Raw genomic sequence first — 26,635 nt, 5'->3', positions numbered from 1 at the left:
CGTCGTTCATCCATCGGGATTCGTGCTTCGTCCCGCGCCGCTGTCCACCGGCGTCCGGGGTGCCTAGACTGTAATCGTTGCTATATATTAACGATCACAGGGGGGCATCATGTGGCGCAAGCTTGCGGACTGGTATGGGAAATGGGAGGACGAGCAGATCGCGGTGCTCGAGCGGCCGGAGCTCGCGTCCCAGGCGGAGGACGGCTATCGCCGCCTGGTGTACTGCCGCTTCGCGCAACGCTCGCCGGTGGAGCGGCAGCAGCTGCGTGACTTCTGCATCGCCCTGAAAGGCTGGCGCGGCTGGCTCGTCACGGCTGCGCTGCTGGCCGTGTTCACGCTGTGCGGGGCGGGGCTGCACCTGCTCTCGCCAGGCATCGGCTGGGCGGCGGCGGTCGCCACCGCCAACGTTTGCGGCATCGCGCTGATGGTCGCTCTGCTCGGCGCCTGGTTCAACTACCGCGAGCTGGTCCGGCGCAAGTTCAGGCTGGTGCTGACGATGCTCATGTATGCCTTGCTGACGGCCGTGGCCACCTCCGGCGCCACCCTGTGGATCAGCGACCAGTCGCCGGCCGCGGTGCTTGACAAGCTGCCGCGCATGCTGGCCATGATCCTCGGCGCCGGACTGGCGCTGGCGGTGCCGATGCTGGCCATCGGCGCCTGGCGCTACCGCAAGCATGAAGCGCTGGTCGCGCAGCTGCAGCGCGACGCCGAACGCGAGCGCCTGGCGCGCGAACTGTCCGAATCCCAGCTGCGCCTGCTGCGCGCCCAGATCGAGCCGCACTTCCTGTTCAACACCCTGGGCGCGGTGCAGCAGCTGGCCCAGCATGGCGCGCCGCGCGCCGCCGAATTGACAAGCAACCTGATCGACTTCCTGCGCTCCAGCATGCGCGACATGCGCAGCGAACAGGTGAGCCTGGCCACCGAGTTCGGCCTGGTCGAGTCCTATTTGAAGGTGATGCAGGTGCGCCTGGGCGAGCGCCTGCGCTTCAGCCTGCAGCTCCCGCGTGCGCTGGAACAGGTGCAGCTGCCCAGCATGATCCTGCTGACCCTGGTCGAGAACGCGATCAAGCACGGCATCGAACCGGCCCTGCGCGGCGGCGAGGTCAAGGTCTCGGCCGAAGTACTCGGCGATGCGCTGCGGGTCCGCGTGCAGGACAGCGGCGTGGGCATGAGCACCCTGTTCGCGGCGGAAAACGGCGGCGCCGGCCTGGACAACGTACGTCGCCGCCTGCGCCTGCTCCACGGCGACGCCGCCGGCCTGCGCCTGCACGACGCCGACCCGGGCCTGGTCGCCGACCTCACGATTCCCTATCCGCGGACAACATGAATCCGAATCCGACGCTGCTGATCGCCGAAGACGAACCCCTGATGCGCGAACGCCTGCTGGAACTGCTGGCGGCATGCTGGCCCGCAGCGCGGGTGCTGGCCGTGGCGGAAAACGGCAACGATGCCTGGGACGGTTTCCTGGAGCACGAGCCGGACGTGGTCTTCCTCGATATCCGCATGCCCGGCCTGTCCGGCCTGGAAGTGGCCGAGCGCATCGGCGGCCTGGCCCACGTGGTGTTCGTCACCGCCTACGACCAGTACGCCGTGGATGCCTTCGATGCCGGCGCCGTCGACTACCTGCTCAAGCCGCTGCAGGCCGACCGTCTCGACAAGGCGGTGGCGCGCCTGCAGGCCAAGCTGGCGCGGCCGCCCGCGGATGGCGCCGAGATGGGCGCGCTGCTGCGCCAGCTGAAGACGGCGCTGCCGGGCGTGCGCCAGGAGCGCATCAAGTGGATCAAGGCCAGTGTCGGCCGCCAGGTGCGCGTGATCGACGTCGACGAGGTGCTGTTCTTCCAGTCCGACACCCGCTACACGCGGATCGTGCTGCGCGATTACGAAGCCCTGGTGCGCACGCCGCTGAAGGACCTCCTGAGCGGGCTCGATCCGGACCGCTTCTGGCAGATCCACCGCGCCACCGTGGTCAACGCGAATGCGATCCTGGCGGCCGAACGCATCGACGCCGAGCGCATGCAGGTGCTGGTAAAGGGCTGTGACGAAAAGCTGGCGGTGAGCCGTACCTTCGTGCACCTGTTCCGGGAATGATCAGACCAGGTCGCTGATCATGGCGACGATCTCGTCGCCGTAGGAAGTGAGTTTTTTCGCGCCGACGCCGGACACCCCGCGCAGCTGGTCGAGCGAGGTCGGCTTGACCTTGGCGATCTCGCGCAGGGTTGCATCCTGGAACACGACATAGGCCGGCACGCCGTGCGTGCGGGCGGTCTCGACGCGCCACCAGCGCAGCTTCTCGAAGATCGCCTGTTCCGACTTCGACAGTTCCATCTCTTCGTAGCCGCCGCGCGGCGTGGATGCGCGCTTCGGCTTGACCGGCTTCTGGTACTGGCGCAGCTGCACCTTCTGTTCGCCCTTCAGCACCGGGCGCGCCGCTTCCGTCAGCTTCAGGGAGCTGAAGGCGTCGTGGTCGACCGTCACCAGGCCCAGCGCGATCACCTGGCGCACGATGGCGCGCCATTCCTGCTCGCTGCGGTCGGCGCCCACGCCGTACACGGTCAGCTTGTCGTGGTGCCACTGGCCGATACGCTCGGTCTGCACTCCGCGCAGCACGTCGATCACATGGCCGGCGGCGAAGCGCTGGTCGACGCGGTAGATGGCCGAGAGCAGCTTCTGCACCGGCACCGTGGCGTCGAACGAGACCGGCGGCAGCAGGCAGGTGTCGCAGTTGCCGCAGGGGCCGGAGCGCTCGCCAAAGTATTCGAGCAGGCGCATGCGGCGGCAGGACAGCGTCTCGCACAGGCCCAGCATCGCGTCGAGCTTGGACGACAGCACGCGCTTGAAATTCTCGTCGGCTTCGGACTCGTCGATCATCCGGCGCTGCAGCACCACGTCCTGCAAGCCGTAGGCCATCCAGGCGTTCGAGGGCAGGCCGTCGCGGCCGGCGCGGCCGGTCTCCTGGTAATAGCCTTCGAGGGATTTCGGCAGGTCGAGGTGGCAGACGAAGCGCACGTCCGGCTTGTCGATGCCCATGCCGAAGGCGATCGTCGCCACCATCACGATGCCGTCTTCGCGCAGGAAGCGGGCCTGGTTATCGGCGCGCAGCGCGTAGTCCATGCCGGCGTGATAGGGCAGGGCGCGGATGCCGTTCTCGTTCAGGAAGTCGGCGGTCTCCTCGACCTTTTTCCGCGACAGGCAGTACACGATGCCGGCGTCGCCGGTGTGCTCGGTGCCGATGAAGTCCAGCAACTGCTTGCGGCCGTTGGTCTTCTCCACGATCGCGTAGCGGATGTTGGGGCGGTCGAACGACGAGACGAACTGGCGCGCTTCGTCGAGCTGCAGGCGCTGGGCGATCTCGGCGCGGGTGAGCTGGTCGGCGGTGGCGGTCAGCGCGATACGCGGCACGTGCGGGAAGCGCTCGTGCAGGATCGACAGGCGGATGTATTCGGGACGGAAGTCGTGGCCCCATTGCGAGACGCAGTGCGCCTCGTCGATCGCGAACAGCGCGATGTGCGAGTCCTCGAACAGGTCCAGGCAGCGCTGCGTCATCAGGCGCTCGGGCGCCACGTAGACCAGGTCGATCTCGCCCGTGCGCACCAGCTTTTCGATGCGCAGGGTCTCTTCGAAGGTCTGGGTCGAATTCAGGAAGGCCGCGCGCACGCCGACTTCGGCCAGCGCGTCGACCTGGTCCTGCATCAGCGCGATCAGCGGCGAGACGACCACGCCGACCCCGTCGCGCACCAGCGCCGGAATCTGGTAGCACAGCGACTTGCCGCCGCCGGTGGGCATCAGGACGAGCGCGTCGCCGCCGCTGGCCACGTGCTCGACGATCTCCGCCTGCTGCCCGCGGAAGGCGGGATAGCCGAAGACCGTCTGCAGGATGTGCAGCGCGCGTTGCGGGATGTCGCTCGTCATGGTGTCAGTCCGCCCAGATCACCCAGCCGAAGTGCGCCGTGACCAGGATGAGGATGCCGAATACGATACGGTACCAGGCGAAGCCCGTGAAGTCGTGCGTGCTGATGAAGCGCAAGAGCCAACGCACGCACAGGAAGGCGGAAACGAAGGCCGCCACGCCGCCGATCAGGAACAGCGGCAGGTCGGACGCATGCAGGTCGTGGCGCGCCTTGAACACCGAGTACACGGTGGCCGCCAGCAGGGTCGGGATCGCGAGGAAGAAGGAGAATTCGGTGGCTGCCTTGCGCGACAGGCCGAACAGCATGCCGCCGATGATGGTGGCGCCCGAACGGCTGGTGCCCGGGACCAGGGCGAAGCATTGTGCGCAGCCGACCTTGAAGGCGTCGAGCATGCTCATGTCGTCCACGGTGTCGACGCGGTGCGCGCCCGGCAGCATCTTGTGGCGGCGTTCCGCCCACAGGATCACGAAGGCGCCGACGATGAAGGCCAGGGCCACTGGCACCGGGGCGAACAGGTGGGCCTTGATCGCCTTGCTGAACAGCAGGCCCAGCACGGCCGCCGGCAGGAAGGCGACGATCAGGTTGAGCACGAACTTGCGCTGGCGCGGATCCGATCCGAGGCCGCCAAGCACGGTGCCGATGCGCGCGCGGTATTCCCACATCACGGCCAGGATGGCGCCGGCCTGGATCGCGATCTCGAACACCTTGGCGACTTCGCCCGTGAAGTTGATCAGGCTGCCGGCCAGGATCAGGTGGCCGGTGGAGGAAATCGGCAGGAACTCGGTAAAGCCCTCGACGAGGCCCATGATGATCGCTTTCAGGGCGAGAATGATGTCCATGAAGTTTTGGTCAGGATGTTATTGTGATCGGAACGGGGAAGGGGCGCTGCGCGGTATTACCTGGTGCCGCAGGCAGGGCGCAAGCTTACCACGGCCGGGGCGCCTACCGTCGAGTTACCCGCAATAGGTGGTGGCTTTTTTGCTGCAGGCAAGAGTCCGCTGCGATCGCCGGCTTCACGCGGTCAGCCGCTCCAGCTCGCTCAGGAAAAACATCGCCTGCGCGTTCGAGTCGCCGCACATCTCGCCCGAGGGCTGCAGGCCGCCGCAGACCTTGGGCCGTTCCGGCTGCCCGAAGATCTTGCAAGCGTTATGCTGGTCCAGTTGCACGCAGCGCAGGCCGGCAGGTTTACCGTTCGGCATGCCGGGGATCGGCGAGCTGATCGAGGGCGCAATGCAGCAGGCGCCGCAGCCGGGGCGGCAGGCGAAAGGGACGGGCGGGGGAGGCATGGCGTACATACGGGTGTTGGCAGCAGGCCAGTATACTACCCGCCAAGCTTGACTGGCCCAAGGCCCGGGTCTATATTTCCTGACTCAACAGTTAGTTGTCGGACAGAAGCATGCCATGCCCATTCGAAGCCAAGCCACGCTGGGAGCGCCGTAAGGACGCACGGCCCCAGGAGTTGCTGGAGGCAGCCATCGACCTGTTCGTCGAACGTGGCTACGCCGCCACACGCCTGGAAGACGTCGCGCGCCGTGCCGGGGTCTCTAAAGGCACGCTCTACCTGTACTACGAGAACAAGGAAGAGCTGTTCAAGGCCGTGGTCCGCAGCAGCATCGTGCCCGTCATCGGCGAGGCCGAAGTCTCGGTCGCCGAATTCGAGGGCCACAGCGCCGACCTGCTGCGCCACCTGATCCATTCCTGGTGGCAGCGCCTGGGCGCCACCAAGGCCTCCGGCATCATCAAGCTCGTCACCGCCGAGGCCGACAATTTCCCGGAACTGGCCAGGTTCTACCAGGAAGAAGTCATCAACCGCGGCACCAGGACCATGGCCGGCATGCTCGAGCGAGGCATCGAGCGCGGCGAATTCCGTCCGCTGGACGTCAACCTGATGACCCAGGTGCTGATTGCACCCATGCTCATGCTGATCACCTGGAAGCACTCGGTCGGCCCTTGCCCGCGTGCGGAACTGGATCCGCAAGCCTTCCTCGACACCTTCCTCGACATGGCGCTGAACGGCCTGCTGCCGCGCGCCGCGTGAGTGACTTGTCGCGTCAGGACGCCATTTTCCGGCGTTCATCCCCTTTAAACTGCAGACTGTCGCAATTTCCCGTGGTCTTGGGCGCCATATCGCTAAGATGTGTTCCCGAGGCCGTTCAACGATAAAATATCGGATTATTTCTTTTTCCGCCGAGTACCTAGATGAATATCGAACAAGCCCGCTTCAACATGATCGAACAGCAGATCCGCCCCTGGAACGTGCTGGACACCGACATCCTCGACCTGCTGCACGTGGTCAAGCGCGAACAGTTCGTGCCGGCCGCATACCAGAACCTGGCCTTTGCCGACGTCGAGATCCCGCTGCCGGGCGGCGAGGCGATGCTGGCGCCGAAGATCGAAGCGCGCGTCCTGCAGGAGATCGGCCTGAAGAAGCATGAGACCGTGCTCGAAATCGGCACCGGCTCGGGGTATATGGCGGCCCTGATGGCGCACCGCGCGGCCAAGGTCACCACCGTGGAAGTGAATCCGGCAATCAAGGAACTGGCCGAGAAGAACTTGGCCAAGGCCGGCATCGGCAACGTGTCCGTGGAACTGGGCAATGGCGCCGCAGGCTGGGACAAGGGCGCGCCGTACGACGTGATCGTGATCTCGGGCGCGCTGGAAGTGCTGCCGGAAGCCTTCCTGCAGCAGGTGAAGGTGGGCGGCCGCATCGCCGCCATCGTCGGCGAGCCTCCCAGCATGGAATTCTGCATCGTGACCCGCACCGGCGAGTCCAGCTGGAGCACCGTGAAAGTGTTCGAAACCAATGTGAAGTACCTGAGCGGCGCGCCGGCAGTGTCGCACTTCGAGTTCTGAAGGAAAGAGGCAGACGATGCAGCACATTACCGCTCCCGAGTTGGCCGCCTGGCTGGCCGACCCGTCGCGTCCGAAACCGCTGCTGCTCGACGTGCGGGAAAACTGGGAATTCGAGACCTGCAACATCGCGGGCTCGACCCAGATCCCGATGAACCTGATCCCGATCCGCGTTGGCGAGCTCGAGGATGACCAGGAGATCGTCTGCGTGTGCCACCACGGCGCGCGCAGCATGCAGGTGGCGGCTTTCCTGGAACGTAACGGATTTGAAAAGATTACGAATTTGACAGGCGGCATACACGCCTGGGCCGTGCAGGTCGATCCATCGATGCCGAAGTACTGACGCATCGGCGGCCTGTGTCCTTTGACTATTGATGACTCCGATGGAGAAAGTAATGCAGAAACCCCTCATCGCCGTGCTGCTGGCCGGCGCGTTCTTCTCGCTCAACGCCCAGGCAGCCGATCTGCTCCAGGTGTACCAGCAGGCGCTGGCGAACGACGCCACCTATGCGAGTGCGCGCGCGTCCGCGGCTGCGGGGCGGGAACGCGTCCCCCAGGGGCGTGCGGGGTTGCTGCCGACCGTCGGCGTCACCGGTAACGTGACCCGCGCCAAGGGCGAAAGTACGCCGTGGAACGAGGGAACCCGCATCACCGACCAGGACGGCGTCACCCAGATCGTGCAAGGCGGCTCGGCCACCACGACCCAGAAGCAGTACACGGTCCAGCTGGCGCAGCCGCTGTTCCGCTGGGACCGCTGGGAAACCTACCAGCAGAGCAAGCTGCAGCAGGCGATCTCGGAAGCCCAGTTCGCCCAGGCACAGCAGGACCTGATCACCCGCGTGGCCCAGGCCTACTTCGACGTGCTGGCGGCCCAGGACACCCTGGCCTCGACCCGCGCCCAGAAGGAAGCCGTGACCGAGCAGCTGGCCTCGGCAAAGCGCAACTTCGAAGTCGGCACCCAGACCATCACCGACACCCACGAAGCCCAGGCCGCCTACGACCTGGTGATTTCGCAGGAGATCGCCGCGGTCAACGACCTGGAGACCAAGAAGACCGCGCTGCAGGCCATCATCGGCACGCCTCCCAGCGCGTTGGCGACCCTGCGCACCGGCGTCAACCTGACCGCGCCGCAACCGATCAACGTCGACCAGTGGGTCTCGGCCGCCGAGAACCAGAACTACGCCGTGTCGGTGGCCCAGCTGCAGCTGGAATCGGCCAAGCGCGACATCTCGAGGAACCGCGCCGGCCACTATCCGACCCTGGACCTGGTAGCGAGCTCGCAGCACACCAACCTGAGCGGCCAGACCAACCAGTCGGGCCGCACCACCAACAACGCGATCGGCGTGTCCTACACCATCCCGATCTTCAGCGGCTTCGCCGTCACCAGCCGCGTGCGCGAATCGATCGCCCTGGAAGACAAGGCGCGCAATGACCTGGAAGCGAATCGCCGCAACGCCGCGCTGCTGGCGCGCCAGTCCTTCCTCGGCGTGAACTCGGGCCTGGCCCAGGTGAAGGCGCTGGAAGCGGCCGAAGTGTCGAGCAACTCGGCGCTGGAATCGAACAAGCTGGGTTACCAGGTCGGCGTGCGTATCAACATCGACGTGCTGAACGCCCAGCGCCAGCTGTACCAGACCCGCACCGACCTGGCCAAGGCGCGCTACAACACCATCCTGGCCGGCCTGAAGCTGAAGGCGGCCGCCGGCTCGCTGCGCGAGGAAGACCTGCAGCCGATCAATGCGCTGCTGTCGCAGCCGTAAGGCTTGATGGCTTGAACGAAAAACGGCGCTGCGGCGCCGTTTTTTGTTGCCGTAGCAGTTGGCGACGAACTGGGATTCCCGCCTGGGCGGGAACGACGTGTCAGCGCTTGATACCGTCGTCCCCGCGCAGGCGGGAATCCAGGTTTTACTAAGCGGCCTTCTGCTCCACCCGCGTGCGCCATTCGATCAGCTCGGCAATCGTCAGGATCGGATAGCCGCGCTCGCGCGCAAAGCGTTCGATCGCCGCGCCGCGCATCATGGTGCCGTCTTCGTTCATCAGCTCGCACAGCACGGCGGACGGCTGCAGGCCGGCCAGGATGGCCAGGTCGACCGAGCCTTCGGTATGACCTTTGCGGCCCAGCACGCCCGCCGGGTTGGCGCGCAGCGGGAACACGTGGCCCGGGCGCACGAGGTCGCCGGGTTTCGCATCCGGGGCGATGGCGGCGCGGATCGTGGTCACCCGGTCCTGGGCCGAGACGCCGGTGGTGACGCCCTCGCGCGCCTCGATCGAGACGGTGAACGGGGTGCCGTAGCGGCTGCCGTTTTCCGGCGCCATCGGCGGCAGCTCGAGCGCGCGTACTTTGCTGTCGGACAGGCACAGGCAAACGATGCCGCTGCATTCGCGGATCATCACGGCCATGGTTTCCACCGTGAGCTTTTCGGCGGCGACGATCAGGTCGGCCTCGTTCTCGCGGTCGAAGTCGTCGAGCAGGATCACGGGAATGCCGCGACGCGTGGCCTCGAGGGCGGCGGCGATGCGGCCTTCCAGGTCCTCGCTGTCGAGCGTGAAGGTGTTGATGATGGTGTTGCTGGTCATTGAGACGCTCCTTGCAAAAGGTAAAGGAACGCATCAGGGCAAAGCGAAACGGCGCGGCGCTGCATGCCAGTACGGCGGCAGGACACGTAATAACGCACATCTTCTTTCATCCGGACTATACCGTCGGCCCTGGCTTCTCACCAGGTCTGCTGACCCTGCATGGCAGGCGCTCGCGGGCTCGGCCATGATGGCCATACCGCCGGTGGGGAATTTCACCCCGCCCCGAAGACGTATTTAATTGAATTGTTTGCCTGCTTGGACAGGCGCGGAAATTGTAGCAGGGTCGGCAAAAGCTTGCCGGCCCCGGCCGATTTAGCCGCTCTTGGTTGCTCTAAGTTGCTCTAAGTTGCTCTTAGTTGCTCAGGCCGCCACCGCCCGCATTGTCGGCGCGTTCGATCAGCTCGACCTTGTAGCCGTCCGGATCGGTGATGAAGGCGATCACGGTGCTGCCGCCCTTGACCGGGCCCGGCTCGCGGGTGATGTTGCCGCCGGCTGCGCGCACCTGGTCGCAGGTTTTATAGATGTCTTCGGTCGAGATCGCGATATGGCCATAGGCCGTGCCCATCTCGTACTTGTCGGTGCCCCAGTTGTAGGTCAGCTCGAGTTCTGCGTGGTCCGGGTTGTTGCCGTAGCCGACGAAGGCCAGGGTGTACTTGTATTCCGGGTTCTCGCTGGTGCGCAGCAGTTTCATGCCGAGCACGGTGGTGTAAAAGTCGATGGAGCGCTGCAGGTCGCCGACGCGTAACATGGTGTGCAGGATGCGCATTCTTGTTCCTGTGATAGGTGAACGTAAAGCGGGGATTTTATGCGCTCGGGCGAATCTTTGCTGGCACCGCCGACGTAGGGTGGGGCATTCCAGGCAGGTGGCCTGAAATGCCCATCCTGCGGGTCAGGCCTGCAGCTTGGCGTCGAGCGTGATGTTGGCGTTGAACAGTTTAGAAACCGGGCAGCCTTCCTTGGCCTTGCGCGCCGCTTCCTGGAAGGCCTGTTCGTCGGCGCCCGGGATGGTGGCGACCAGCTCGAGGTGGACGGCCGGGATCGCGAAGCCGCCGTCGACCTTGTCGAGCGAAACGGTGGCCGTGGTTTCCAGCTTTTGCGCGGTCATGCCGGCTTCGCCGAGCTGGGCCGACAGCGCCATCGTGAAACAGCCGGCGTGGGCCGCCGCGAGCAGCTCTTCCGGATTGGTGCCGGCGCCGTCCTCGAAGCGGGTGTTGAAGCCGTACTGGCTCTGGTTCAGCACGCCGCTCTGGGTCGAGACCGTGCCCTTGCCGTCTTTCAGGCCGCCGCTCCAGACGGCGCTTCCCTTACGCTTGATCATGATGTTCTCCTCGTGAGTGATTACTTTGCCGCCGGCGTGATCCGCCAGACGATATTGCCGACGTCATCCGCCAGCAGGATGGCGCCCTGCCTGTCGACCGCGACACCGACCGGGCGCCCGTAGGCCTTGCCGTCGCGGCTCAGGAAGCCGGTCAGCACGTCCTGCGGCGGGCCGCTCGGCTTGCCGTCGGTGAAGGGCACGTAGACCAGTTTGTAGCCCGAATGCGGCTTGCGGTTCCACGAGCCGTGCTGGCCGATCAGCGCGCCGTTCCTGAATTGCGGCAGCAGCCTGGCATCGTAGAAGGCCAGGCCCAGCGAGGCCGTGTGCGCGCCCAGCGCATAGTCGGGCGGGATCGCCGTGGCGACCAGCGCCGGTTTTTGCGGCTCGACGCGGGTGTCGACGTGCTGGCCGTAATAGCTGTAGGGCCAGCCGTAGAAGGCGCCGTCCTTCACCGCCGTCATATAGTCCGGCACCAGGTCATTGCCCAGCTCGTCGCGTTCGTTGACGGCGGTCCACAGGGCCTTGGTTTGCGGCTGGAAATCCAGGCCGTTCGGGTTGCGCAGGCCGGACGCATAGATGCGATGCCCGCCGCTGGCGATGTCATATTCCCAGATCGCGGCGCGGCCCTGCTCGATGTCCATGCCGTTCTCGGCCGCGTTGCTGTTCGAGCCGACGGTGATGTACAGCTTCTTGCCGTCGGGGGAGGCGACGACGTTCTTGGTCCAGTGGTGATTGATCCCGGCCGGCAGGTCCAGCACCTTCGTCCCCTGTCCGCCGAGGGCGGTGTCGCCGGTCTTGTACGGGAATCGCCACAGCGCGTCGGCGTTCGCGATGTACAGCGCATTGCCGACCAGGGCCATGCCGAAGGGCGAATTCAGGTCCTGCGCAAACAAGGTTTTCATTTCCGCAGTCCCGTCGGCCTTCACGCCGCGCAGCAGGACGATCTTGTTGGGCGACTCGACGCCCGCGCCGGCGCGCTTCTGCTCGATGCCCTGGACCTTGGCGCGAATGCCTTTTTCCTTCGGCGCATTGACCGGCTTGTTGCTTTCCGCGACGAGCACGTCGCCGTTCGGCAGCACGTACAGCCAGCGCGGATGCTCCAGGCCGCTGGCGTAGGCGGTGGCCGCCAGCCCGGCGGCGGGTGTCGGATGCGTGCCCTGCGGCCAGGGCTCGGCCGGCGCGATGTTCAGCGTCGGGATCAGGGAATGTTCAGGGGCCGGCAGCGCCGGATTCGGACCGAAGCCGGGCAGGTAGCCGGTCGCGGCCTGCTGCGAAAGCGCCTGCTGCGAAAGACCCGGCCCGGCGCATGCGCTGAGGCTTGCGGCAACCAGCAGAACGATCGGCAGGCCACGCCTGCTCATCGGTTCTTTCCGCCGTCGACAGGCGCCACGGAATCGTGGTCGCGCATGTCGCGATGGCGATCCGGTTGCGGAACGGCCTGGCCGGTGGCGCCCGGCTTCGGCTCGACCGCCTGTTCGATCCCGGGCGTGCCGCGGCCTTCGTAGTTTTCGGTATCGACCAGGCCCTGCTCCAGGTCGGAGGCTGCCTGTTTCATGATCCCGCGCGGCTTGACGCCCTGGCCGTCCGGCGATTCGTCGCGCTCGTGCGGCTCGCGCTTGTAGTCCTGCTCCTCGATCTTGCGGTCGGTGTTGACGACGCGGTCTTTGGCTTCTTCCACCATGGCATTCTCCTCAGGCATTGCTCAAATTGCTTAAATCCTAACGCGCAGCACTGAAGTGGGTCGCGCAATTGGATGATGCTTTTTTGAAATTAACTGTTTAACATGCTGGTTTCTGTGCCAATGCAGGGAATTGCCGTGAATTCTGAAGCCATCCTCCATCATGCCGCCACCGACTGCCCGAACTGCGGCGTCAACGTGTCCGGGAACTTTTGCCACGCATGCGGCCAGGAGACCGTGCTGCATCCGCCCAGCACGCGCGAGTTCCTGCACGAATTCATCGGCCACTACGTCGCGCTGGAGGGCAAGCTTTGGAAGTCGCTGGGCCTGCTTTTGTTCCGGCCGGGGCGCCTGACCCTCGAATACATCAAGGGGCGGCGGGTGCGTTATGTCCAGCCGCTGCGGCTGTACCTGAGCTTCAGCCTGATCTTTTTCGCGGTGCTGAAGCTCAGCATCCACGAGAACGGACACGACCAGATCAAGATCGGCCAGAGCCAGTCGGCGCCGGCCGCGCAGCAGGACGAGGACGAGGAACCGGCGCGGCACGGCAAGCAGGCCAAGCCGCTCAATGAAGACCGCCCGGGTGAAATCCGCAAGGGCACGAAGGAAGTGCACGACGCGGTCGGGCGCATCAACCAGGGCCTGGCCGACAGCCTGGTCGCGAAGCTCGAACACTTCGGCGACCTGCCCGGCGAAGAACAAAAAAAGTTGCTGAGCACCGCATTCTACGGCTACGCGCCCTACGCGATCTTCTTCATGATGCCGCTCTTCGCCTTCTACCTGAAGGTGCTGTACCTCGGCTCGGGGCGGCGCTACGGCGAGCATCTGCTGTTCGCGCTGCATACGAACGGCTTCGCCTTCCTGACGATGGCCCTGATGTTGCTGGTGCCGTCGGGCTTCGGGCTGGTCGAATGGCTGCTCGGCCTGTGGCTGGCATTTTATTTGCCGACCGCGATGCGGCGGGTGTATGGTGGTTCGCGCAAGCTCACCGGCCTGCGCTGGATCTTCCTGATGTTGCTGCACCTGGTGACGGTTGGCCTGGCGATCGTCGCGGCGCTGGCGTTCGGTATTCTTCATTGAGCGGCCCGTCGAGTCTCTTGCGGGAAGGGCGTCGGCCCAACTATACTGTGTGTTTGTACAGTATTTGCTGAGTTGCGATATAGCAGAAGCCGGACGAATCGGTTAATCTTCTGTCTCCCTAGTCCTGCCGTCGAGAGTTGTATGTCCGCTTTGCCCGAACCGCAACAAACCATCGCGCTGGTCGTGCGGCACAACACAGCCGGGATCGACGAGCCGGTGCAAGCCATCGTCGATTTCCTGCGCGGCGCCGGCTACCAGCCCGTGCTCGAGCTCGAGACGGCCGGCCACGTCAAGGTCGCCGGCGTGGCCGCGATGACGATCGACGAGATCGGCAAACAGGCCAGCACCGCCATCGTGGTCGGCGGCGACGGCACCATGCTGGGCGTGGCGCGCCAGCTGGCCCGCTACAAGGTGCCGCTCATCGGCATCAACCAGGGCCGCCTCGGCTTCATGACCGATATCCCGATCGGCCGCATGCTGCCCGCGCTGGCCGAGATCCTCAGCGGCAAGTCCAAGGCCGAGGAGCGCACCCTGCTGGAAGCGCGCCTGGTGCGCGACGGCAAGGAGATCCACTGCTCGATGGCGGTGAACGACGTGGTGGTGGCGCGCGGCTCCGGCGCCGGCATGGCCGAGCTGAAGGTCACGGTGGACGGCGCCTTCATGTACAACCAGCGTTCGGACGGCCTGATCGTCTCCACGCCCACCGGTTCGACCGCCTACGCGCTGTCGGCCGGCGGCCCGCTGCTGCATCCGACCCTGGCCGGCATCGTGCTGGTGCCGATCGCGCCGCATGCGCTGTCGAACCGTCCGATCGTGGTGCCGGACACCAGCGAGATCGTGGTCGAGATCATGAATGGCCGCGACATCAGCGTGAACTTCGACATGCAGACTTTCACGAGCCTGCAGCACGGCGACCAGATCATGATCTCGCGTTCGCCCAACACCATCACCTTCCTGCATCCCGAGGGGTGGAGCTACTACCACACCCTGCGCGAGAAACTGCACTGGAACGAGTACCCGTCCAGCGACGGCAAGCTCAAGTAACAAACCCCATTCCGATCCTCAGGAGACCCGTTACTTCATGTTGCGCCTACTTTCCATCCGCGACTTCGTCATCGTCGACACGATCGAGCTCGAGTTCTCGAATGGCTTCACGGTCTTCACCGGAGAGACCGGCGCCGGCAAATCGATCCTGATCGATGCGCTGCAGCTGGCCCTGGGCGGGCGCGGCGAAGCCAGCATGGTGCGCGAGGGCGCGGCCAAGGCCGATATCAGCGCCGACTTCGCCCTCACGCCGGCCGCCAGCGCCTGGCTCGACCAGCACGAGTTCGGCATCGAGGATGGCGGCGCGCTGCTGCGCCGGGTGATCGACAACGCCGGCCGCTCGAAGGCCTACATCAACGGCATCTCCGCCACCGCCGGCCAGTTGCGCGAGCTGGGCGAGCTGCTGGTCGACATCCACGGCCAGCACGCGCACCAGTCGCTGCTCAAGCAGGACGCCCAGCGCGCCCTGCTGGACAACCAGATCGCGGTGCGCAATCCCGAGTCCACCGCCCAGGTGCAGGCCGTCGCCGGCTGCTACAAGGCCTGGCGCGCGCTGGCCCGCCAGCGCGAGGAATTCGAGACCAACGCGAAGAACGTGCTGCTCGAACGCGAGCGGCTCGAATGGCAGGTTGGCGAGCTCGACAAGCTGGCCGTGAAGCCGGGCGAGTGGGCCGAGATCAGCAACGAGCACAGCCGCCTGTCGCACGCGGCCAGCCTGCTCGAGGGCGCGCAGGAAGCGCTGAATGCGCTGTCGGAATCCGACGATCACCCTATCCTGTCGCAACTGTCCTCGCTGAACCAGAAGCTGGGCAAGCTGGTCGATGTCGACGCCGGCCTGCAGGCCGTGCTCGACTGCATGGAGCCGGCCCGCATCCAGCTGCAGGAAGCGGTGTACGCGCTGAACAACTACATCGACAAGGTCGAGCTCGATCCGGAGCGCCTGTCGCAGGTCGATGCGCGCCTGGAGGCGATCCACAGCACCGCGCGCAAGTTCCGCGTCACGCCGGACGAGCTGCCGGACGAACACGCCACCCTGAAAGCCAAGCTGCGCCAGCTGTCCGACGCCAGCGACGTCGAAGGCCTGCGCCGCCAGGAAGAGAAGGCGAGGGCGGTCTACATGGAGGCGGCGGGCAAGCTGTCCGTCACGCGCCGGGAAGCCGCGCAGCGCCTCGGCGAACAGGTGTCGGAAGCGATGCAGGAACTGTCGATGAGCGGCGGCCGCTTCGTGGTCTCGCTGAATCCGTGCGAACCGGCCGTGTACGGCCTGGAGCAGGTCGAGTTCCTGGTGGCCGGCCACGCCGGCGTCGCGCCGCGGCCGCTGGCCAAGGTGGCCTCGGGCGGCGAACTGGCCCGCATCTCGCTGGCGATCGCCGTCATCACCTCGCACGCGACCACGGTGCCGACCCTGATCTTCGATGAGGTCGATACCGGCATCGGCGGCGGCGTCGCGGAAGTGGTGGGACGCCTGCTGAAGCGCCTTGGCCACAGCCGCCAGGTGCTGTGCGTGACCCACCTGCCGCAGGTGGCGAGCCAGGCCAACCAGCACTTCCAGGTGGCCAAGGGCACGACCGGCGAAGGCAAGACGGTGTCGCGCATCGACGTGCTGGACAAGAAGGAACGGGTCGAAGAGGTGGCGCGCATGCTGGGCGGTATCGAGATCACCGAGACCACCCGCAAGCACGCGCGCGAGCTGCTGGCATCCTGACCCATCCGTCGCCCGCCTTCGCGGGGACGACGAATGGCATAATGACCAGCCAAATTTGCCCTTTCCCAGACCATGCCCTTCAGAAAAGAACCGCCGCACTCCCACGGCACGATCGCCAAGAGCGCCATCGTGCTGGTCAACCTCGGCACGCCCGACGCGCCGACGCGCAAGGCGGTGCGGCGTTACCTGAAGCAGTTCCTGTCCGATCCGCGCGTGGTGGAGATCCCGCGCGCGCTCTGGAACCTGATCCTGAATCTGATCATCCTGCCTTTCCGCTCGGGTAAATCGGCGCAGAAGTACGCGATGATCTGGACCCGCGAAGGTTCGCCGCTGAAGGTCTACACGGCCAGGCAGGCGGCGAAGCTGGCGGAACTGCTCGACGAGCGCGGCCACGAGGACGTCGAGGTGGCGATGGCGATGCGCTACGGTTCGCCCGCGCTGCCCGAGGTGCTGGACGAGCTGAAGGCCAGGGGCGTCGACCGCATCGTGGTGCTGCCGGCCTATCCGCAGTATTCGGGCACCACCACGGCCTCGATCTGGGACGCCGTCTACGCCCACTACGGCCAGGTGCGTAACATCCCCGAGCTGCGCCTGGTCAAGCATTACCACGACCATGAAGGCTATATCGAGGCGCTCGCCGACTCGGTGCTGGCGTACTGGGAACAGCACGGCCGCGGCGAAAAGCTCGTGATGAGCTTCCATGGCGTACCGAAACGGACGCTGATGCTGGGCGACCCGTACCACTGCGAATGCCATCGCACCGCGCGCCTGCTGGCGGCGCGCCTGCGCCTGGCGCCCGAGCAGTACCTGGTCACCTTCCAGTCGCGCTTCGGACGCGCCGAGTGGCTGCAGCCATATACCGCGCCGACCGTGCAGCAGCTCGCGCGCGAGGGCGTGAAACGCATCGACGTGATGTGCCCCGGCTTTACCAGCGACTGCCTGGAGACGCTGGAGGAAATCAATATGGAAGTGCGGCACGAGTTCGAATCGAACGGCGGCCAGGAATACCACTACATCCCTTGTCTGAACGACAATCCATCCTGGATCACGGGGCTGGCGGAGATCGCCGAACAGCACCTGATCGGCTGGCCCACCATGATGAGTCCGTCACAGCACGAGGCCCGGCGCAAGGATGCGGAAGCCGCGCGCGAGCACGCGCTGAAGCTGGGCGCCTAGGGCGGGGCCCTCGGGGCTGGGGGCCGCAAGGCGTGCCCACGCAACGGAGCTGTTAAAATGGCACGTTTTGCGGCGTCGCCCCGAGTTCCGCCAGGCAGATCGCTGCCAGCGCAAGGGCGGTCCAGACCACCACGGCGCCGCTGATCAGATGCAGTCTCATGATCCTTCCCCTGTTCCTATTAGGAAACATGGTAAAACGCCTGGCTGGTGATGAGTTCTGCTATTGCGTAAATCCTGTAACAAAAAACTACGCGATATGCACATGTTAGCCCTGCAATTCCCCTTGAAAACGTAGGGGATCGCCTCATATGGGGCCCGTGTGATAAGCAGGACAAGTCAACCGATCAGCCAAGTCCTTGATTCTAGGAGTTTTTTCGATGCAAGACCAAGAAAACCAAGAGGTGTCCAATCAACCGGAAGCCGATACTGCGGCGAATGCGGCCAATCCTGCAGAGAAGCAGGCGGCCCAGTCGCAGGAGACCAGCCTCGAAGAACAGCTGAGCGCTACCGAAGCCAAGCTGGCCGAGATGCACGATGCCTTCATGCGCGCCAAGGCCGAAGCGGACAATATCCGCCGCCGCGCCCAGGAAGATGTGAGCAAGGCCCATAAATTTGCGATCGAAAGCTTTGCCGAGGCCATGGTCCCGGTGCGCGACAGCCTGGAAATGGCGCTGAAGGTCGAAGCCCCCACCGTGGAATCGATCAAGGAAGGCGTCGAGATGACCCTCAAGCAGCTCACCGCCGCGTTCGAGAAGAATCGCCTGGTCGAAGTGATGCCGCAGCCGGGCGACAAGCTCGACCCGAACAAGCACCAGGCCGTGGCCGTCGTGCCGTCGGAGCAGGAAGCGAATACCGTCGTGGCAGTGTTGCAAAAAGGTTACATGATTGCCGATCGCCTGCTGCGTCCGGCCATCGTAACTGCTGCTCAGCCGAAATAAATATTGCTGAGACTGCTTCCAAGCTCTTGAAAGCACGCAGTTTTTCCCTATATTCGACACATCTGAAAACTAAGTACTAAAAAGGAAAATATTATGGGCAAAATCATCGGTATCGACCTGGGCACTACCAATTCCTGCGTAGCCATCATGGAAAATGGCCAGCCCAAGGTCATCGAAAATGCCGAAGGCGCTCGTACTACGCCTTCGATCATTGCCTACCAGGAAGACGGCGAGATCCTCGTCGGCGCGCCGGCGAAACGCCAGGCCGTGACCAACCCGAAGAACACCCTGTTCGCAGTCAAGCGCCTGATCGGCCGTAAATTCGACGAGAAGGAAGTCCAGAAGGACATCTCGCTGATGCCGTACACGATCATCAAGGCCGACAACGGCGACGCCTGGGTGCAGGTGCGCGACAAGAAGCTGGCGCCGCCGCAGATCTCCGCTGAAGTCCTGCGCAAGATGAAGAAAACCGCCGAGGACTACCTGGGCGAAGAAGTCACCGAAGCCGTGATTACCGTGCCGGCCTACTTCAACGACTCGCAGCGCCAGGCGACCAAGGACGCCGGCCGCATCGCGGGCCTGGACGTCAAGCGCATCATCAACGAGCCGACCGCGGCCGCGCTGGCATTCGGCCTGGACAAGACCGACAAGGGCGACCGCAAGATCGCCGTGTATGACCTCGGCGGCGGCACCTTCGACGTCTCGATCATCGAGATCGCGGACGTCGATGGCGAGAAGCAGTTCGAAGTGCTGTCGACCAACGGCGACACCTTCCTGGGCGGCGAAGACTTCGACCAGCGCATCATCGACTACATCATCGACGAGTTCAAGAAGATCAACGGCCTCGACCTGTCGAAGGACCCGATCGCCCTGCAGCGCATCAAGGCTTCGGCCGAGCGCGCGAAGATCGAGCTGTCGTCCTCGCAGCAGACCGAGATCAACGAGCCGTACATCGCCATGGCGAACGGCGCGCCGGTCCACCTGAACCTGAAGATGACCCGCGCCAAGCTGGAGTCGCTGGTCGAGGAACTGATCAACAAGACCATCGAGCCGTGCCGCGTCGCCATCAAGGACGCCGGCGTGAAGGTTTCGGACATCGACGACATCATCCTGGTCGGCGGCATGACCCGTATGCCGAAGGTGCAGGAAAAGGTGAAGGAGTTCTTCGGCAAGGATCCGCGCAAGGACGTCAACCCGGACGAGGCAGTGGCAGTCGGCGCTGCGATCCAGGGCTCGGTGCTGGCCGGCGACCGCAAGGACCTGCTGCTGCTGGACGTGACCCCGCTGTCGCTGGGTATCGAAACCCTGGGCGGCGTGATGACCAAGATGATCCACAAGAACACCACGATCCCGACCAAGTTCTCGCAGGTGTTCTCGACCGCCGACGACAACCAGCCGGCCGTGACCATCAAGGTCTTCCAGGGCGAGCGTGAAATCGCAGCGGGCAACAAGGGCCTGGGCGAATTCAACCTGGAAGGCATCCCGCCGGCGCCGCGCGGCACGCCGCAGATCGAAGTGACCTTCGACATCGACGCCAACGGCATCCTGCACGTGGGCGCGAAGGACAAGGCCACCGGTAAAGAAAACAAGATCACCATCAAGGCCAACTCGGGTCTGTCGGAAGACGAGATCCAGAAGATGGTGAAGGACGCCGAGCTGAACGCGGAAGAAGACAAGAAGGTCAAGGAACTGGCCGAAGCCCGCAACCAGGGCGACGCGCTGGTCCACCAGACCAGGAAGTCCCTGACCGAGTACGGCGACAAGCTGGACGCCGGCGACAAGTCGAACATCGAGTCGGCGATTGCCGCCCTCGAAGGCGTGCTGAAGTCGGGTGACAAGGCCGAGATCGAATCGAAGATCGCTGCCCTGAACACCGCCGCGCAAAAGCTGGGCGAGAAGATGTACGCCGACATGCAGGGCCAGCAGGCTGGCGCTGCGGGTGCGGCTGGCGCGCAACAGCCGGGCGCCGATTCGGGTGCCAAGGCCGACGATGACGTGGTCGACGCCGACTTCAAGGAAGTCAAGGACGCCAAGTAATGTCACAATAGGGGGTTGCGGGATGGCCGGTGGCCTCCCGCCCTTCCTCGCGGAATATCCCGAGCCGATGCAGCCTTCTGGTGCCCGGCTCGGTTTTTTTGCACAGACAGTTTGAGTAGATAGACAACAGCAAGGTGCCGACAAATGGCAAAGCGTGATTTTTACGAGATCCTCGGGGTCGCCAAGACTGCGTCGGAAGACGAGATCAAGAAGTCTTATCGCAAGCTTGCGATGAAGTACCACCCCGACCGCAATCCGGATAACAAGGAAGCGGAGGAGAAGTTCAAGGAGGTCAAGGAAGCCTACGAGATGCTGACCAATCCGGAGAAGCGCGAGGCCTATGACCGTTATGGTCACGCTGGCGTCGATCCGAACAGCGGCATGGGCGGCGGCTTCGGCGCCGGCGGCTTTGGCGATGCATTCGGCGACATCTTCGGCGATATCTTCGGCGGCGGACGCGGACGCAGTTCCGGCCCCCAGGTGTACCGCGGCGCCGACCTGCGCTACAACCTCGAGATCACGCTGGAACAGGCGGCCGCCGGCTTCGATACCACGATCCGCGTGCCGAGCTGGGACAAGTGCGACACCTGCCACGGCAGCGGCGCCAAGCCGGGCACCCAGCCCGTCACCTGCTCGACCTGCCACGGCCACGGCCAGGTGCGCATGCAGCAGGGCTTCTTCTCGATCCAGCAGACCTGCCCGAAGTGCCACGGCAGCGGCAAGATCATTCCGGAACCGTGCGCGGCCTGCGGCGGCGCCGGACGCATCAAGCGCAACAAGACCCTGGAAGTGAAGATCCCGGCCGGTATCGACAACGGCATGCGGATCCGCTCCTCGGGCAATGGCGAGCCGGGCACCAACGGCGGGCCGCCGGGCGACCTGTACGTGGAAATCCACATCAAGCCGCACGAGGTGTTCCAGCGCGAAGGCGACGACCTGCATTGCGAAATGCCGATCTCGTTCAGCAAGGCGGCATTGGGCGGCGAGATCGAGGTGCCTACCCTGGGCGGCAAGGTGTCCTTCACCATCCCCGAAGGCACCCAGACCGGCAAGACCTTCCGCCTGAAGGGCAAGGGCATCAAGGGCGTGCGCTCGGGCTATTCGGGCGACCTGTTCTGCCACGTGCTGGTCGAGACGCCGGTCAAGCTGACCGACAAGCAGAAAGACCTGCTGAAGGAATTCGAGCGCCTGACCAAGGAAGGCGGCGCGAAGCACAGCCCGCAAAGCAAGGGCTGGATGGATAAAGTAAAGGACTTCTTCGAGTAAGAGGTCGACAACCGCTGGATGGCGCGAGTCCCAGCGGTTTTTTTTGCATGAACAATTGACTTAAACGCAAGGTCGAATCAGATGCCTAATTCAAAACCCATCACCAGGGAGCTGTTCGCCAAAAACCGTGCCTGGGCGGAATCGGTCGTCGCCAAGCAGCCCGACTTTTTCAAATCGCTGGCCTCGCAGCAGGCCCCGGAATACATGTGGATCGGCTGCTCGGACAGCCGCGTGCCCGCCAACGAACTGCTGGGCATGATGCCGGGCGAGATGTTCGTCCATCGCAACGTGGCGAACGTGGTGGTGCACTCTGACCTGAACTGCCTGTCGGTGCTCCAGTTCGCCATTGATGTGCTCAAGGTGAAGCACGTCATCGTCTGCGGCCATTACGGCTGCGGTGGCGTGCATGCGGCCCTCACCGGACGCCGGGTCGGCCTGACCGACAACTGGCTGCGCCACGTGCAAGACGTCAAGCACAAGCACGGCCGCTACCTGGGCGAGATCGTGCAACCTACCGCCGCCCACGACCGCCTGGTCGAGCTGAACGTGGCCGAGCAGGTGATCAACTGCGCCCAAACCACGGTGGTGCAGGACGCCTGGGATCGCGGCCAGGAACTGACGCTCCACAGCTGGGTGTACGGCCTGAAGGATGGCCTGCTGCGCGACCTCGGCATGACCGTGTCCAGCGCCGAGGAACTGACGCAGAGATACGACGCGCTGCTGACGCGCTACGCGGACGGCTGGACCCCGGCGTAAGCGCTCTGCTGCAGTTGCGCGAGCTCGTGCGTCAGTTCGTCGACGAGCGCCGTCAGAAGCGGTGGCGCAAGCCCACCGCGAGCTGGCGGTTGCCCGTACCCGGCTCTTCGCTATTGCCTTCGGTGTAAGCCCCGCCATTGTGGTTGTGGATTACACCGTAGGAAGCGTAGACATCGCTGCGTTTCGAAAACGCATACATGTAGGCGGCCCCCAGCTGCTGCGCATCCTGGTTGTGGATGGTACGGTCGTCCAGCCGCACATAGGTCAGCACCACGGTGCTGACGCCGAAGGGCACGGACGCCCCCAGCAGCAGGTCGCGGGTGTCGGTCGACGCGATCGGCGGCGCGCCGCCGAACACCGCCGCGCCATTGTTCAGGGGCGTGCTGTTGCGGCCCTTGTTGACCTCGTAGCCGAAGTAGCCGCGCACAGGCCCGAAGTCGTAGTTGGCGCCGAGCAGCAGGTTGCGCGCCGGATCGGTGCCGCTCAGGGTGGCGCTGTCGTTGTTCTTGCGGTGGTAGGCAATGCGGGCGGCGAGCGGGCCCTTGCTGTAGCCGAAGGAGCCGCCGAAGGCGCGGTTGGCGGCGCTGTCGCCGGCGACTTCGCCGGCTACATACATCAGGTCGCCGCTGAAGCCGTTGATGTCGGGACTACGGTACAGCACCGAATTCGAGGCCCGGAAGCCGGTCGGGGCCATCAGGTTGTTGGAACGGATCACGCCGTTGCGCAGCGGGTCGACCACCACGTTGAGCGTGGTGAACAGCGGCGTGTCCTGCAGGCCGGCGGAGACCGAGCCCAGGCTGCCGCGCAGGCCGACGATCGAGGTACGGCCGAACAACGTGTTGTTCTGGGTCGAGGTGCCGTTGTCGGCGTGGATGCCACCCTCGATCACGAAGAACGCGGACATGCCCTGGCCCAGGTCTTCGGTGCCGCGGAAGCCCCAGCGGCTCTGGGTCGCCATGCCGCTGGTCACGCGGGTCGAGGTGCCGGCGATGCCGCCCTGGTCGACCGATACGCCCACATCCATCACGCCATAGAAGGCGACCGAAGAACCGTCGGCCAGCGCTGCGCCACTGCACAGCATCGCTGCGCACAGCACGGCCATGCGCCGTGCGGAAAACTTAGCTTTCATTATTTTTTTCTACTTTCTTCGTTATTGTTTTAAGCGGCAGTGACCGGTGCACGTACGGGTTCCGGATCCGGGATCGGCTCGATCTTCCCGAGCACGAACACGAAGCAGATGATCCCGACGATCAGGATGACGCCGGCAACGAAGAAAGCGTTGGTGAACGAGGCGGTGGCGCCGACGATCATGCCGGTCACGATCGGTGCGGCCGCCCCCATCAAGTTGTTCGCGAAGTTCATGATGCCGCCGATGGTGCCGGCGCCGCCCTTCGGCGCGATCAGCGAAGGCAGCGACCAGCCGACCGGCGCCGCCGAGGCCAGGCCGCCCAGCGCGATCGAGATCCAGAAGATGGCCCAGGCCGGGTCGGTGGTCTGGGTGGCGCCGAACACGGCCAGGCCGAAGGTCATGCCGACGATCAGCACGGCCTTGCGCACCTTCGATTCGTTCTTGCCGCGCGAGATCAGGTGGTCGATCAGCCAGCCGCCGACGAACAGGTCGGTCAGGGTGGCGAAAGCCCAGGGGATGGCGGCGAAGCCGGCCGACTTCAGGATGCTCATGTGCATCGATTCGACCAGGTAGCCGGGCAGCCAGGTCAGGAGCAGGTAGAAGGTGTAGCCGTAGGCGGCGAAACCGAGCGTCAGGCCCCAGACCTTGGCCTTGGTCAGCAGGTAGCCCAGCATATTCAGGGCGCCGGCATCGGCCGGGCCTTCGGGAGCGGCGCCGCCGCGCTGGATGTAGTCGTATTCGGCCTTCGCCAGGTTCTTGTCCGCGCTCGGGTCGCGGTACAGCACATAGAAGGCGATGAAGTACAGGAAGCTCAGGGTCGCCGTCAGGGCGAAGCCCGAGCGCCAGCCGAAGGTGACCACCGTGACCGCCACCAGCGGCACGCCGATCACGTTCGAGAACTTGGCGGCGGCATCGAAGATGGCGGTGGCCAGGCCGCGCTCATTGCGCGGGAACCAGTAACCGGTGGCCTTCGAGCTGACCGGGAAAGCTGGTGCTTCGGCCACGCCCAGCAGGATACGCGCGACGAAGATGCCGGCGAAGCCGCTCGAGAACGCTGTGATGACCGAGGCGATGCCCCACAGGAAGGCGCCCCAGCGTCCGACCCGGGTCGGACCGAAGCGGTCCAGCACCATCCCCACCGGAATCTGCAGCAGCGAATACGACCACGCGAAGGCGGAGAACAGCAAGCCCAGTTCGACGGCGCTCAGATGGAACACGTCCTTGATCTGGGGCGCCGCGACCGACAGGCCGATGCGGTCGATGTAGTTGATGAGGACGCCTACGCCGAGCAGCGCGCCGATGCCCCAGCGGCGCCGGGGAATCCCTTGGTTTCTGGTTGATGCCATGCTTGTCTCCTTTGTTGTGTTGATGAATGGGTTCTAGCGACCCTCGGGGTGAAGAATCTCTTCGGTGAGCGCCGCGAGCGGCTTGCTGATGTCGAGCAGCAGGCCGGCTTCGTCCTGCTGCAGGGGTTCGAGGTCGCGCAGCTGGCTGTCGAGCAGCGAGGCCGGCATGTAGTGGGCAGTCCGCGCCAGCATGCGCTGGGCGATCAGCTCGCGCGGGCCGCTCAGGTGGGCAAAGCGCAGGCCGGGGTCGGCGGCGCGCAGCAGGTCGCGGTAACGGCGCTTGAGGGCCGAACAGGCCAGCACCAGGCCTTCGCCGCGCGTACGGGCAGCGGCGATCTCGGCCTGCAGGGTATGCAGCCAGTCGGCGCGGTCGTTGTCGTCGAGGGGAATCCCGGAAGCCATCTTGGCCACGTTCGATGCGCTGTGGTAGGCGTCGCCTTCGAGGAAGCGCACGCCCAGCGCCTGCGCCAGCCGTTGTCCGACTTCGCTCTTGCCGCAGCCGGAGACGCCCATGACGACCCAGCGGGCCGGTTCGGCGGACGGGGATGGGGCGATGATTTGATTGACGGGCTGATGATAGATCATGATAAATTTGGTAGCGCTATCAGACGTGGCGAGTCTACGCCGATCGATGGTTTTGTAAAGCAGTTTCCATGCTGCGGCGCAGCACAGGGAGTGGGCGATGCCGCGGCCGCTCCCGTGGGAAGCGGCCGGGAAGGAAGATCAGGCGCTCTCGCGCGCCATCAGGGTGAAGCCGAGGTCGACGCGGGTAAGGGCGGGGGTCTCGCCGCGGATGACGGCGCGCAGCAGCTGCGCCGCTTCGAAACCGACGCGGTAGCGCGGCGTGGCGATGGTGGACAGGGACGGATTCATCCAGGCCGACACCGGCAGGTCATTGAAGCCGCAGATGGCGAGTCGGCCGGGTACGGCGATGCCGCGCCGCTGGCACTGGAAGATCGCGCCCTGGGCCAGGTCATCGTTACAGCAGAAGATGGCGTCGCAGTCGGGTGTCACGGACAGCATGCGCCCCAGCAGTTCGGCGCCGAGCGCGATGGTGGACGGGTCGGCCACCATGGTCTCGAGCTGCGGGTCGTACAGGCCGGCTTCCTGCAAGGCGCGGCGGTAGCCCTCGGCCCGCTTCAGCGTACGCTCGTCGCGTTGGGCGCCCATGAAGCCGATGCGCTTGTACCCCTTGTCGATGAGGTAGCGGGTCATGGTGTAGCCGGCCTCGAGCTGGGAGAAGCCGACCGACAGCGCGTCCGGCGAACTGCCGAGATCCATCATCGACACCACCGGCAGTTTCGACGAGGCCAGGATCTTCGTCACCTGCTTGCTGTGCGTGAGGCCCGACAGCAGTACGCCGTCCGGGTTCGACTGCAGGTAAATATTGAGAAGCTTTTCTTCCTCGGCATCCGAGTAGCGGGTATTGCCGATCAGGATCTGGTAGTCATCCTTTTCCAGGGCATCCTGGATGCCGGCGAGGACCTCGGTGAACACGGCGTTCGACAGCGACGGCACCAGCACCACGATCACCTTCGACTGGCTCGAGGCCAGCGCGCGGGCGGCGCGGTTGGGCACGTAGCCCAGCGCCGCCACGGCCTCCTCGACGCGCGCGCGCAGTGCGGCCGACACCAGTTCCGGCTGGTTGATCGCGCGCGACACCGTCATGGTCCCGACGCCGGCCCGCGCCGCCACCTCGGACAGGGTGACGCGGCCGCTGCCACGGTTGCGAAGGGTTTCTGGTTTGTTCATCGTCTGGTTTGGTAGCGTTATCAGCGCCTTCGGGGAGGCGACCGCTGTATCATGGCCGTCCCACAAGGGACACTTGTA

The 26,635-nt window shown here is 65.0% G+C and carries 26 protein-coding genes and 1 riboswitch; of the genes, 14 read left to right on the top strand and 12 right to left on the bottom strand.

From position 1 onward, the window contains the following. Nucleotides 1-109 precede the first annotated feature (109 nt). Both AM586_RS13110 and AM586_RS13105 read left to right on the top strand, forming a co-directional pair. Nucleotides 110-1,327, top strand: coding sequence for a sensor histidine kinase (locus AM586_RS13110; RefSeq protein ID WP_052234030.1), 1,218 nt, complete (start codon nt 110-112; stop codon nt 1,325-1,327). After that, on the top strand, nt 1,324-2,088 hold the full coding sequence (locus tag AM586_RS13105; protein ID WP_047825780.1) for a LytTR family DNA-binding domain-containing protein: 765 nt from the start codon (nt 1,324-1,326) through the stop codon (nt 2,086-2,088). The genes AM586_RS13110 and AM586_RS13105 overlap by 4 nt, the downstream gene beginning before the upstream one ends. Here AM586_RS13105 and recQ read toward each other — a convergent pair whose 3' ends face one another. From recQ to AM586_RS13090, 3 genes are all read right to left on the bottom strand, one after another. After that, complete coding sequence (gene recQ, locus AM586_RS13100) at nt 2,089-3,909, bottom strand: DNA helicase RecQ (protein ID WP_047825781.1); 1,821 nt, start codon at nt 3,907-3,909, stop codon at nt 2,089-2,091. A 4-nt stretch (nt 3,910-3,913) separates the two neighbouring features. Beyond that, nucleotides 3,914-4,747: an undecaprenyl-diphosphate phosphatase gene (locus AM586_RS13095; protein ID WP_047825782.1), complete on the bottom strand. Its 834-nt coding sequence runs from the start codon at nt 4,745-4,747 to the stop codon at nt 3,914-3,916. Between the two features lie 174 nt (nt 4,748-4,921). Then, complete coding sequence (locus tag AM586_RS13090; protein WP_047825852.1) at nt 4,922-5,194, bottom strand: YkgJ family cysteine cluster protein; 273 nt, start codon at nt 5,192-5,194, stop codon at nt 4,922-4,924. A gap of 110 nt (nt 5,195-5,304) precedes the next feature. Between AM586_RS13090 and AM586_RS13085 the strand changes: the two genes are divergently transcribed. The 4 genes from AM586_RS13085 (at nt 5,305) to AM586_RS13070 (ending at nt 8,515) form a co-directional block, all read left to right on the top strand. Next, complete coding sequence (locus AM586_RS13085) at nt 5,305-5,946, top strand: TetR/AcrR family transcriptional regulator (protein WP_047825783.1); 642 nt, start codon at nt 5,305-5,307, stop codon at nt 5,944-5,946. A 161-nt stretch (nt 5,947-6,107) separates the two neighbouring features. Further along, a complete protein-coding gene (locus AM586_RS13080; RefSeq protein ID WP_047825784.1) occupies nt 6,108-6,761 on the top strand; it encodes a protein-L-isoaspartate O-methyltransferase in 654 nt (217 codons plus the stop codon). A gap of 16 nt (nt 6,762-6,777) precedes the next feature. Next, nucleotides 6,778-7,101, top strand: coding sequence for a rhodanese-like domain-containing protein (locus AM586_RS13075; protein WP_047825785.1), 324 nt, complete (start codon nt 6,778-6,780; stop codon nt 7,099-7,101). A 52-nt stretch (nt 7,102-7,153) separates the two neighbouring features. Continuing rightward, nucleotides 7,154-8,515 carry a TolC family outer membrane protein gene (locus AM586_RS13070; RefSeq protein ID WP_047825786.1) on the top strand — a complete coding sequence of 454 codons (1,362 nt, stop codon included), beginning with the start codon at nt 7,154-7,156 and terminating at the stop codon, nt 8,513-8,515. A 148-nt stretch (nt 8,516-8,663) separates the two neighbouring features. On the opposite strand, the gene ribB is transcribed toward AM586_RS13070, so the two are convergent. From ribB to AM586_RS13045, 5 genes are all read right to left on the bottom strand, one after another. Beyond that, nucleotides 8,664-9,332: a 3,4-dihydroxy-2-butanone-4-phosphate synthase gene (ribB, locus tag AM586_RS13065; protein ID WP_047825787.1), complete on the bottom strand. Its 669-nt coding sequence runs from the start codon at nt 9,330-9,332 to the stop codon at nt 8,664-8,666. 94 nt (nt 9,333-9,426) lie between these two features. After that, nucleotides 9,427-9,566: riboswitch (FMN riboswitch) on the bottom strand. 118 nt (nt 9,567-9,684) lie between these two features. Next, entirely contained in the window at nt 9,685-10,098 is a 414-nt protein-coding gene (gloA, locus tag AM586_RS13060) for a lactoylglutathione lyase (RefSeq protein ID WP_047825788.1), read from the bottom strand. 123 nt (nt 10,099-10,221) lie between these two features. Beyond that, on the bottom strand, nt 10,222-10,650 hold the full coding sequence (locus AM586_RS13055; protein ID WP_269467316.1) for an OsmC family protein: 429 nt from the start codon (nt 10,648-10,650) through the stop codon (nt 10,222-10,224). Nucleotides 10,651-10,670: 20 nt separating this feature from the next. After that, nucleotides 10,671-12,011 (bottom strand): sorbosone dehydrogenase family protein, encoded by a 1,341-nt coding sequence (locus AM586_RS13050; protein WP_047825789.1) that lies wholly within the window; start codon nt 12,009-12,011, stop codon nt 10,671-10,673. Then, complete coding sequence (locus tag AM586_RS13045; RefSeq protein WP_047825790.1) at nt 12,008-12,331, bottom strand: hypothetical protein; 324 nt, start codon at nt 12,329-12,331, stop codon at nt 12,008-12,010. The genes AM586_RS13050 and AM586_RS13045 overlap by 4 nt, the downstream gene beginning before the upstream one ends. 135 nt (nt 12,332-12,466) lie before the next feature. On the opposite strand from AM586_RS13045, the gene AM586_RS13040 reads away from it, so the two are divergent. The 8 genes from AM586_RS13040 (at nt 12,467) to can (ending at nt 22,330) form a co-directional block, all read left to right on the top strand. After that, complete coding sequence (locus AM586_RS13040) at nt 12,467-13,408, top strand: DUF3667 domain-containing protein (protein ID WP_229411204.1); 942 nt, start codon at nt 12,467-12,469, stop codon at nt 13,406-13,408. A 141-nt stretch (nt 13,409-13,549) separates the two neighbouring features. After that, complete coding sequence (locus tag AM586_RS13035) at nt 13,550-14,452, top strand: NAD kinase (RefSeq protein ID WP_047825792.1); 903 nt, start codon at nt 13,550-13,552, stop codon at nt 14,450-14,452. A gap of 37 nt (nt 14,453-14,489) precedes the next feature. After that, nucleotides 14,490-16,157 (top strand): DNA repair protein RecN, encoded by a 1,668-nt coding sequence (gene recN, locus AM586_RS13030; RefSeq protein ID WP_047825793.1) that lies wholly within the window; start codon nt 14,490-14,492, stop codon nt 16,155-16,157. Nucleotides 16,158-16,229: 72 nt separating this feature from the next. Next, nucleotides 16,230-17,333, top strand: coding sequence for a ferrochelatase (hemH, locus tag AM586_RS13025; RefSeq protein WP_047825794.1), 1,104 nt, complete (start codon nt 16,230-16,232; stop codon nt 17,331-17,333). A 377-nt stretch (nt 17,334-17,710) separates the two neighbouring features. Continuing rightward, complete coding sequence (gene grpE, locus AM586_RS13020; RefSeq protein ID WP_047825795.1) at nt 17,711-18,271, top strand: nucleotide exchange factor GrpE; 561 nt, start codon at nt 17,711-17,713, stop codon at nt 18,269-18,271. A gap of 93 nt (nt 18,272-18,364) precedes the next feature. After that, entirely contained in the window at nt 18,365-20,308 is a 1,944-nt protein-coding gene (gene dnaK / locus AM586_RS13015) for a molecular chaperone DnaK (protein WP_047825796.1), read from the top strand. Between the two features lie 144 nt (nt 20,309-20,452). After that, nucleotides 20,453-21,574: a molecular chaperone DnaJ gene (gene dnaJ / locus AM586_RS13010; RefSeq protein WP_047825797.1), complete on the top strand. Its 1,122-nt coding sequence runs from the start codon at nt 20,453-20,455 to the stop codon at nt 21,572-21,574. 81 nt (nt 21,575-21,655) lie between these two features. Beyond that, the gene (gene can, locus AM586_RS13005; RefSeq protein WP_047825798.1) at nt 21,656-22,330 is read left to right on the top strand and encodes a carbonate dehydratase; all 675 of its coding nucleotides are present in this window, start codon (nt 21,656-21,658) and stop codon (nt 22,328-22,330) included. Between the two features lie 52 nt (nt 22,331-22,382). Here the strand turns inward: can and AM586_RS13000 are convergent, their stop codons facing one another. The 4 genes from AM586_RS13000 to AM586_RS12985 form a co-directional block, all read right to left on the bottom strand. Continuing rightward, complete coding sequence (locus AM586_RS13000; protein ID WP_047825799.1) at nt 22,383-23,459, bottom strand: porin; 1,077 nt, start codon at nt 23,457-23,459, stop codon at nt 22,383-22,385. 29 nt (nt 23,460-23,488) lie between these two features. After that, nucleotides 23,489-24,805: an MFS transporter gene (locus AM586_RS12995; protein WP_060567133.1), complete on the bottom strand. Its 1,317-nt coding sequence runs from the start codon at nt 24,803-24,805 to the stop codon at nt 23,489-23,491. 33 nt (nt 24,806-24,838) lie between these two features. Next, entirely contained in the window at nt 24,839-25,318 is a 480-nt protein-coding gene (locus tag AM586_RS12990; RefSeq protein ID WP_047825854.1) for a gluconokinase, read from the bottom strand. 210 nt (nt 25,319-25,528) lie between these two features. Continuing rightward, entirely contained in the window at nt 25,529-26,557 is a 1,029-nt protein-coding gene (locus AM586_RS12985) for a LacI family DNA-binding transcriptional regulator (RefSeq protein WP_047825801.1), read from the bottom strand. Between the last annotated feature and the right edge of the window lie 78 nt (nt 26,558-26,635).

Source organism: Massilia sp. WG5 (assembly GCF_001412595.2).
GTDB lineage: Bacteria > Pseudomonadota > Gammaproteobacteria > Burkholderiales > Burkholderiaceae_D > Telluria.
This window is presented reverse-complemented; position numbering and strand designations above follow the sequence as displayed.

Excerpts from the sequence above, each read along its gene's own strand:
- AM586_RS13110 (WP_052234030.1), top strand. The coding sequence starts at position 110 with ATGTGGCGCAAGCTTGCGGACTGGTATGGGAAATGGGAGGACGAGCAG.
- AM586_RS13105 (WP_047825780.1), top strand. The coding sequence starts at position 1,324 with ATGAATCCGAATCCGACGCTGCTGATCGCCGAAGACGAACCCCTGATG.
- recQ (WP_047825781.1), bottom strand. The coding sequence starts at position 3,909 with ATGACGAGCGACATCCCGCAACGCGCGCTGCACATCCTGCAGACGGTC.
- AM586_RS13095 (WP_047825782.1), bottom strand. The coding sequence starts at position 4,747 with ATGGACATCATTCTCGCCCTGAAAGCGATCATCATGGGCCTCGTCGAG.
- AM586_RS13090 (WP_047825852.1), bottom strand. The coding sequence starts at position 5,194 with ATGCCTCCCCCGCCCGTCCCTTTCGCCTGCCGCCCCGGCTGCGGCGCC.
- AM586_RS13085 (WP_047825783.1), top strand. The coding sequence starts at position 5,305 with ATGCCATGCCCATTCGAAGCCAAGCCACGCTGGGAGCGCCGTAAGGAC.
- AM586_RS13080 (WP_047825784.1), top strand. The coding sequence starts at position 6,108 with ATGAATATCGAACAAGCCCGCTTCAACATGATCGAACAGCAGATCCGC.
- AM586_RS13075 (WP_047825785.1), top strand. The coding sequence starts at position 6,778 with ATGCAGCACATTACCGCTCCCGAGTTGGCCGCCTGGCTGGCCGACCCG.
- AM586_RS13070 (WP_047825786.1), top strand. The coding sequence starts at position 7,154 with ATGCAGAAACCCCTCATCGCCGTGCTGCTGGCCGGCGCGTTCTTCTCG.
- ribB (WP_047825787.1), bottom strand. The coding sequence starts at position 9,332 with ATGACCAGCAACACCATCATCAACACCTTCACGCTCGACAGCGAGGAC.
- gloA (WP_047825788.1), bottom strand. The coding sequence starts at position 10,098 with ATGCGCATCCTGCACACCATGTTACGCGTCGGCGACCTGCAGCGCTCC.
- AM586_RS13055 (WP_269467316.1), bottom strand. The coding sequence starts at position 10,650 with ATGATCAAGCGTAAGGGAAGCGCCGTCTGGAGCGGCGGCCTGAAAGAC.
- AM586_RS13050 (WP_047825789.1), bottom strand. The coding sequence starts at position 12,011 with ATGAGCAGGCGTGGCCTGCCGATCGTTCTGCTGGTTGCCGCAAGCCTC.
- AM586_RS13045 (WP_047825790.1), bottom strand. The coding sequence starts at position 12,331 with ATGGTGGAAGAAGCCAAAGACCGCGTCGTCAACACCGACCGCAAGATC.
- AM586_RS13035 (WP_047825792.1), top strand. The coding sequence starts at position 13,550 with ATGTCCGCTTTGCCCGAACCGCAACAAACCATCGCGCTGGTCGTGCGG.
- recN (WP_047825793.1), top strand. The coding sequence starts at position 14,490 with ATGTTGCGCCTACTTTCCATCCGCGACTTCGTCATCGTCGACACGATC.
- hemH (WP_047825794.1), top strand. The coding sequence starts at position 16,230 with ATGCCCTTCAGAAAAGAACCGCCGCACTCCCACGGCACGATCGCCAAG.
- grpE (WP_047825795.1), top strand. The coding sequence starts at position 17,711 with ATGCAAGACCAAGAAAACCAAGAGGTGTCCAATCAACCGGAAGCCGAT.
- dnaK (WP_047825796.1), top strand. The coding sequence starts at position 18,365 with ATGGGCAAAATCATCGGTATCGACCTGGGCACTACCAATTCCTGCGTA.
- dnaJ (WP_047825797.1), top strand. The coding sequence starts at position 20,453 with ATGGCAAAGCGTGATTTTTACGAGATCCTCGGGGTCGCCAAGACTGCG.
- can (WP_047825798.1), top strand. The coding sequence starts at position 21,656 with ATGCCTAATTCAAAACCCATCACCAGGGAGCTGTTCGCCAAAAACCGT.
- AM586_RS13000 (WP_047825799.1), bottom strand. The coding sequence starts at position 23,459 with ATGAAAGCTAAGTTTTCCGCACGGCGCATGGCCGTGCTGTGCGCAGCG.
- AM586_RS12995 (WP_060567133.1), bottom strand. The coding sequence starts at position 24,805 with ATGGCATCAACCAGAAACCAAGGGATTCCCCGGCGCCGCTGGGGCATC.
- AM586_RS12990 (WP_047825854.1), bottom strand. The coding sequence starts at position 25,318 with ATGGGCGTCTCCGGCTGCGGCAAGAGCGAAGTCGGACAACGGCTGGCG.
- AM586_RS12985 (WP_047825801.1), bottom strand. The coding sequence starts at position 26,557 with ATGAACAAACCAGAAACCCTTCGCAACCGTGGCAGCGGCCGCGTCACC.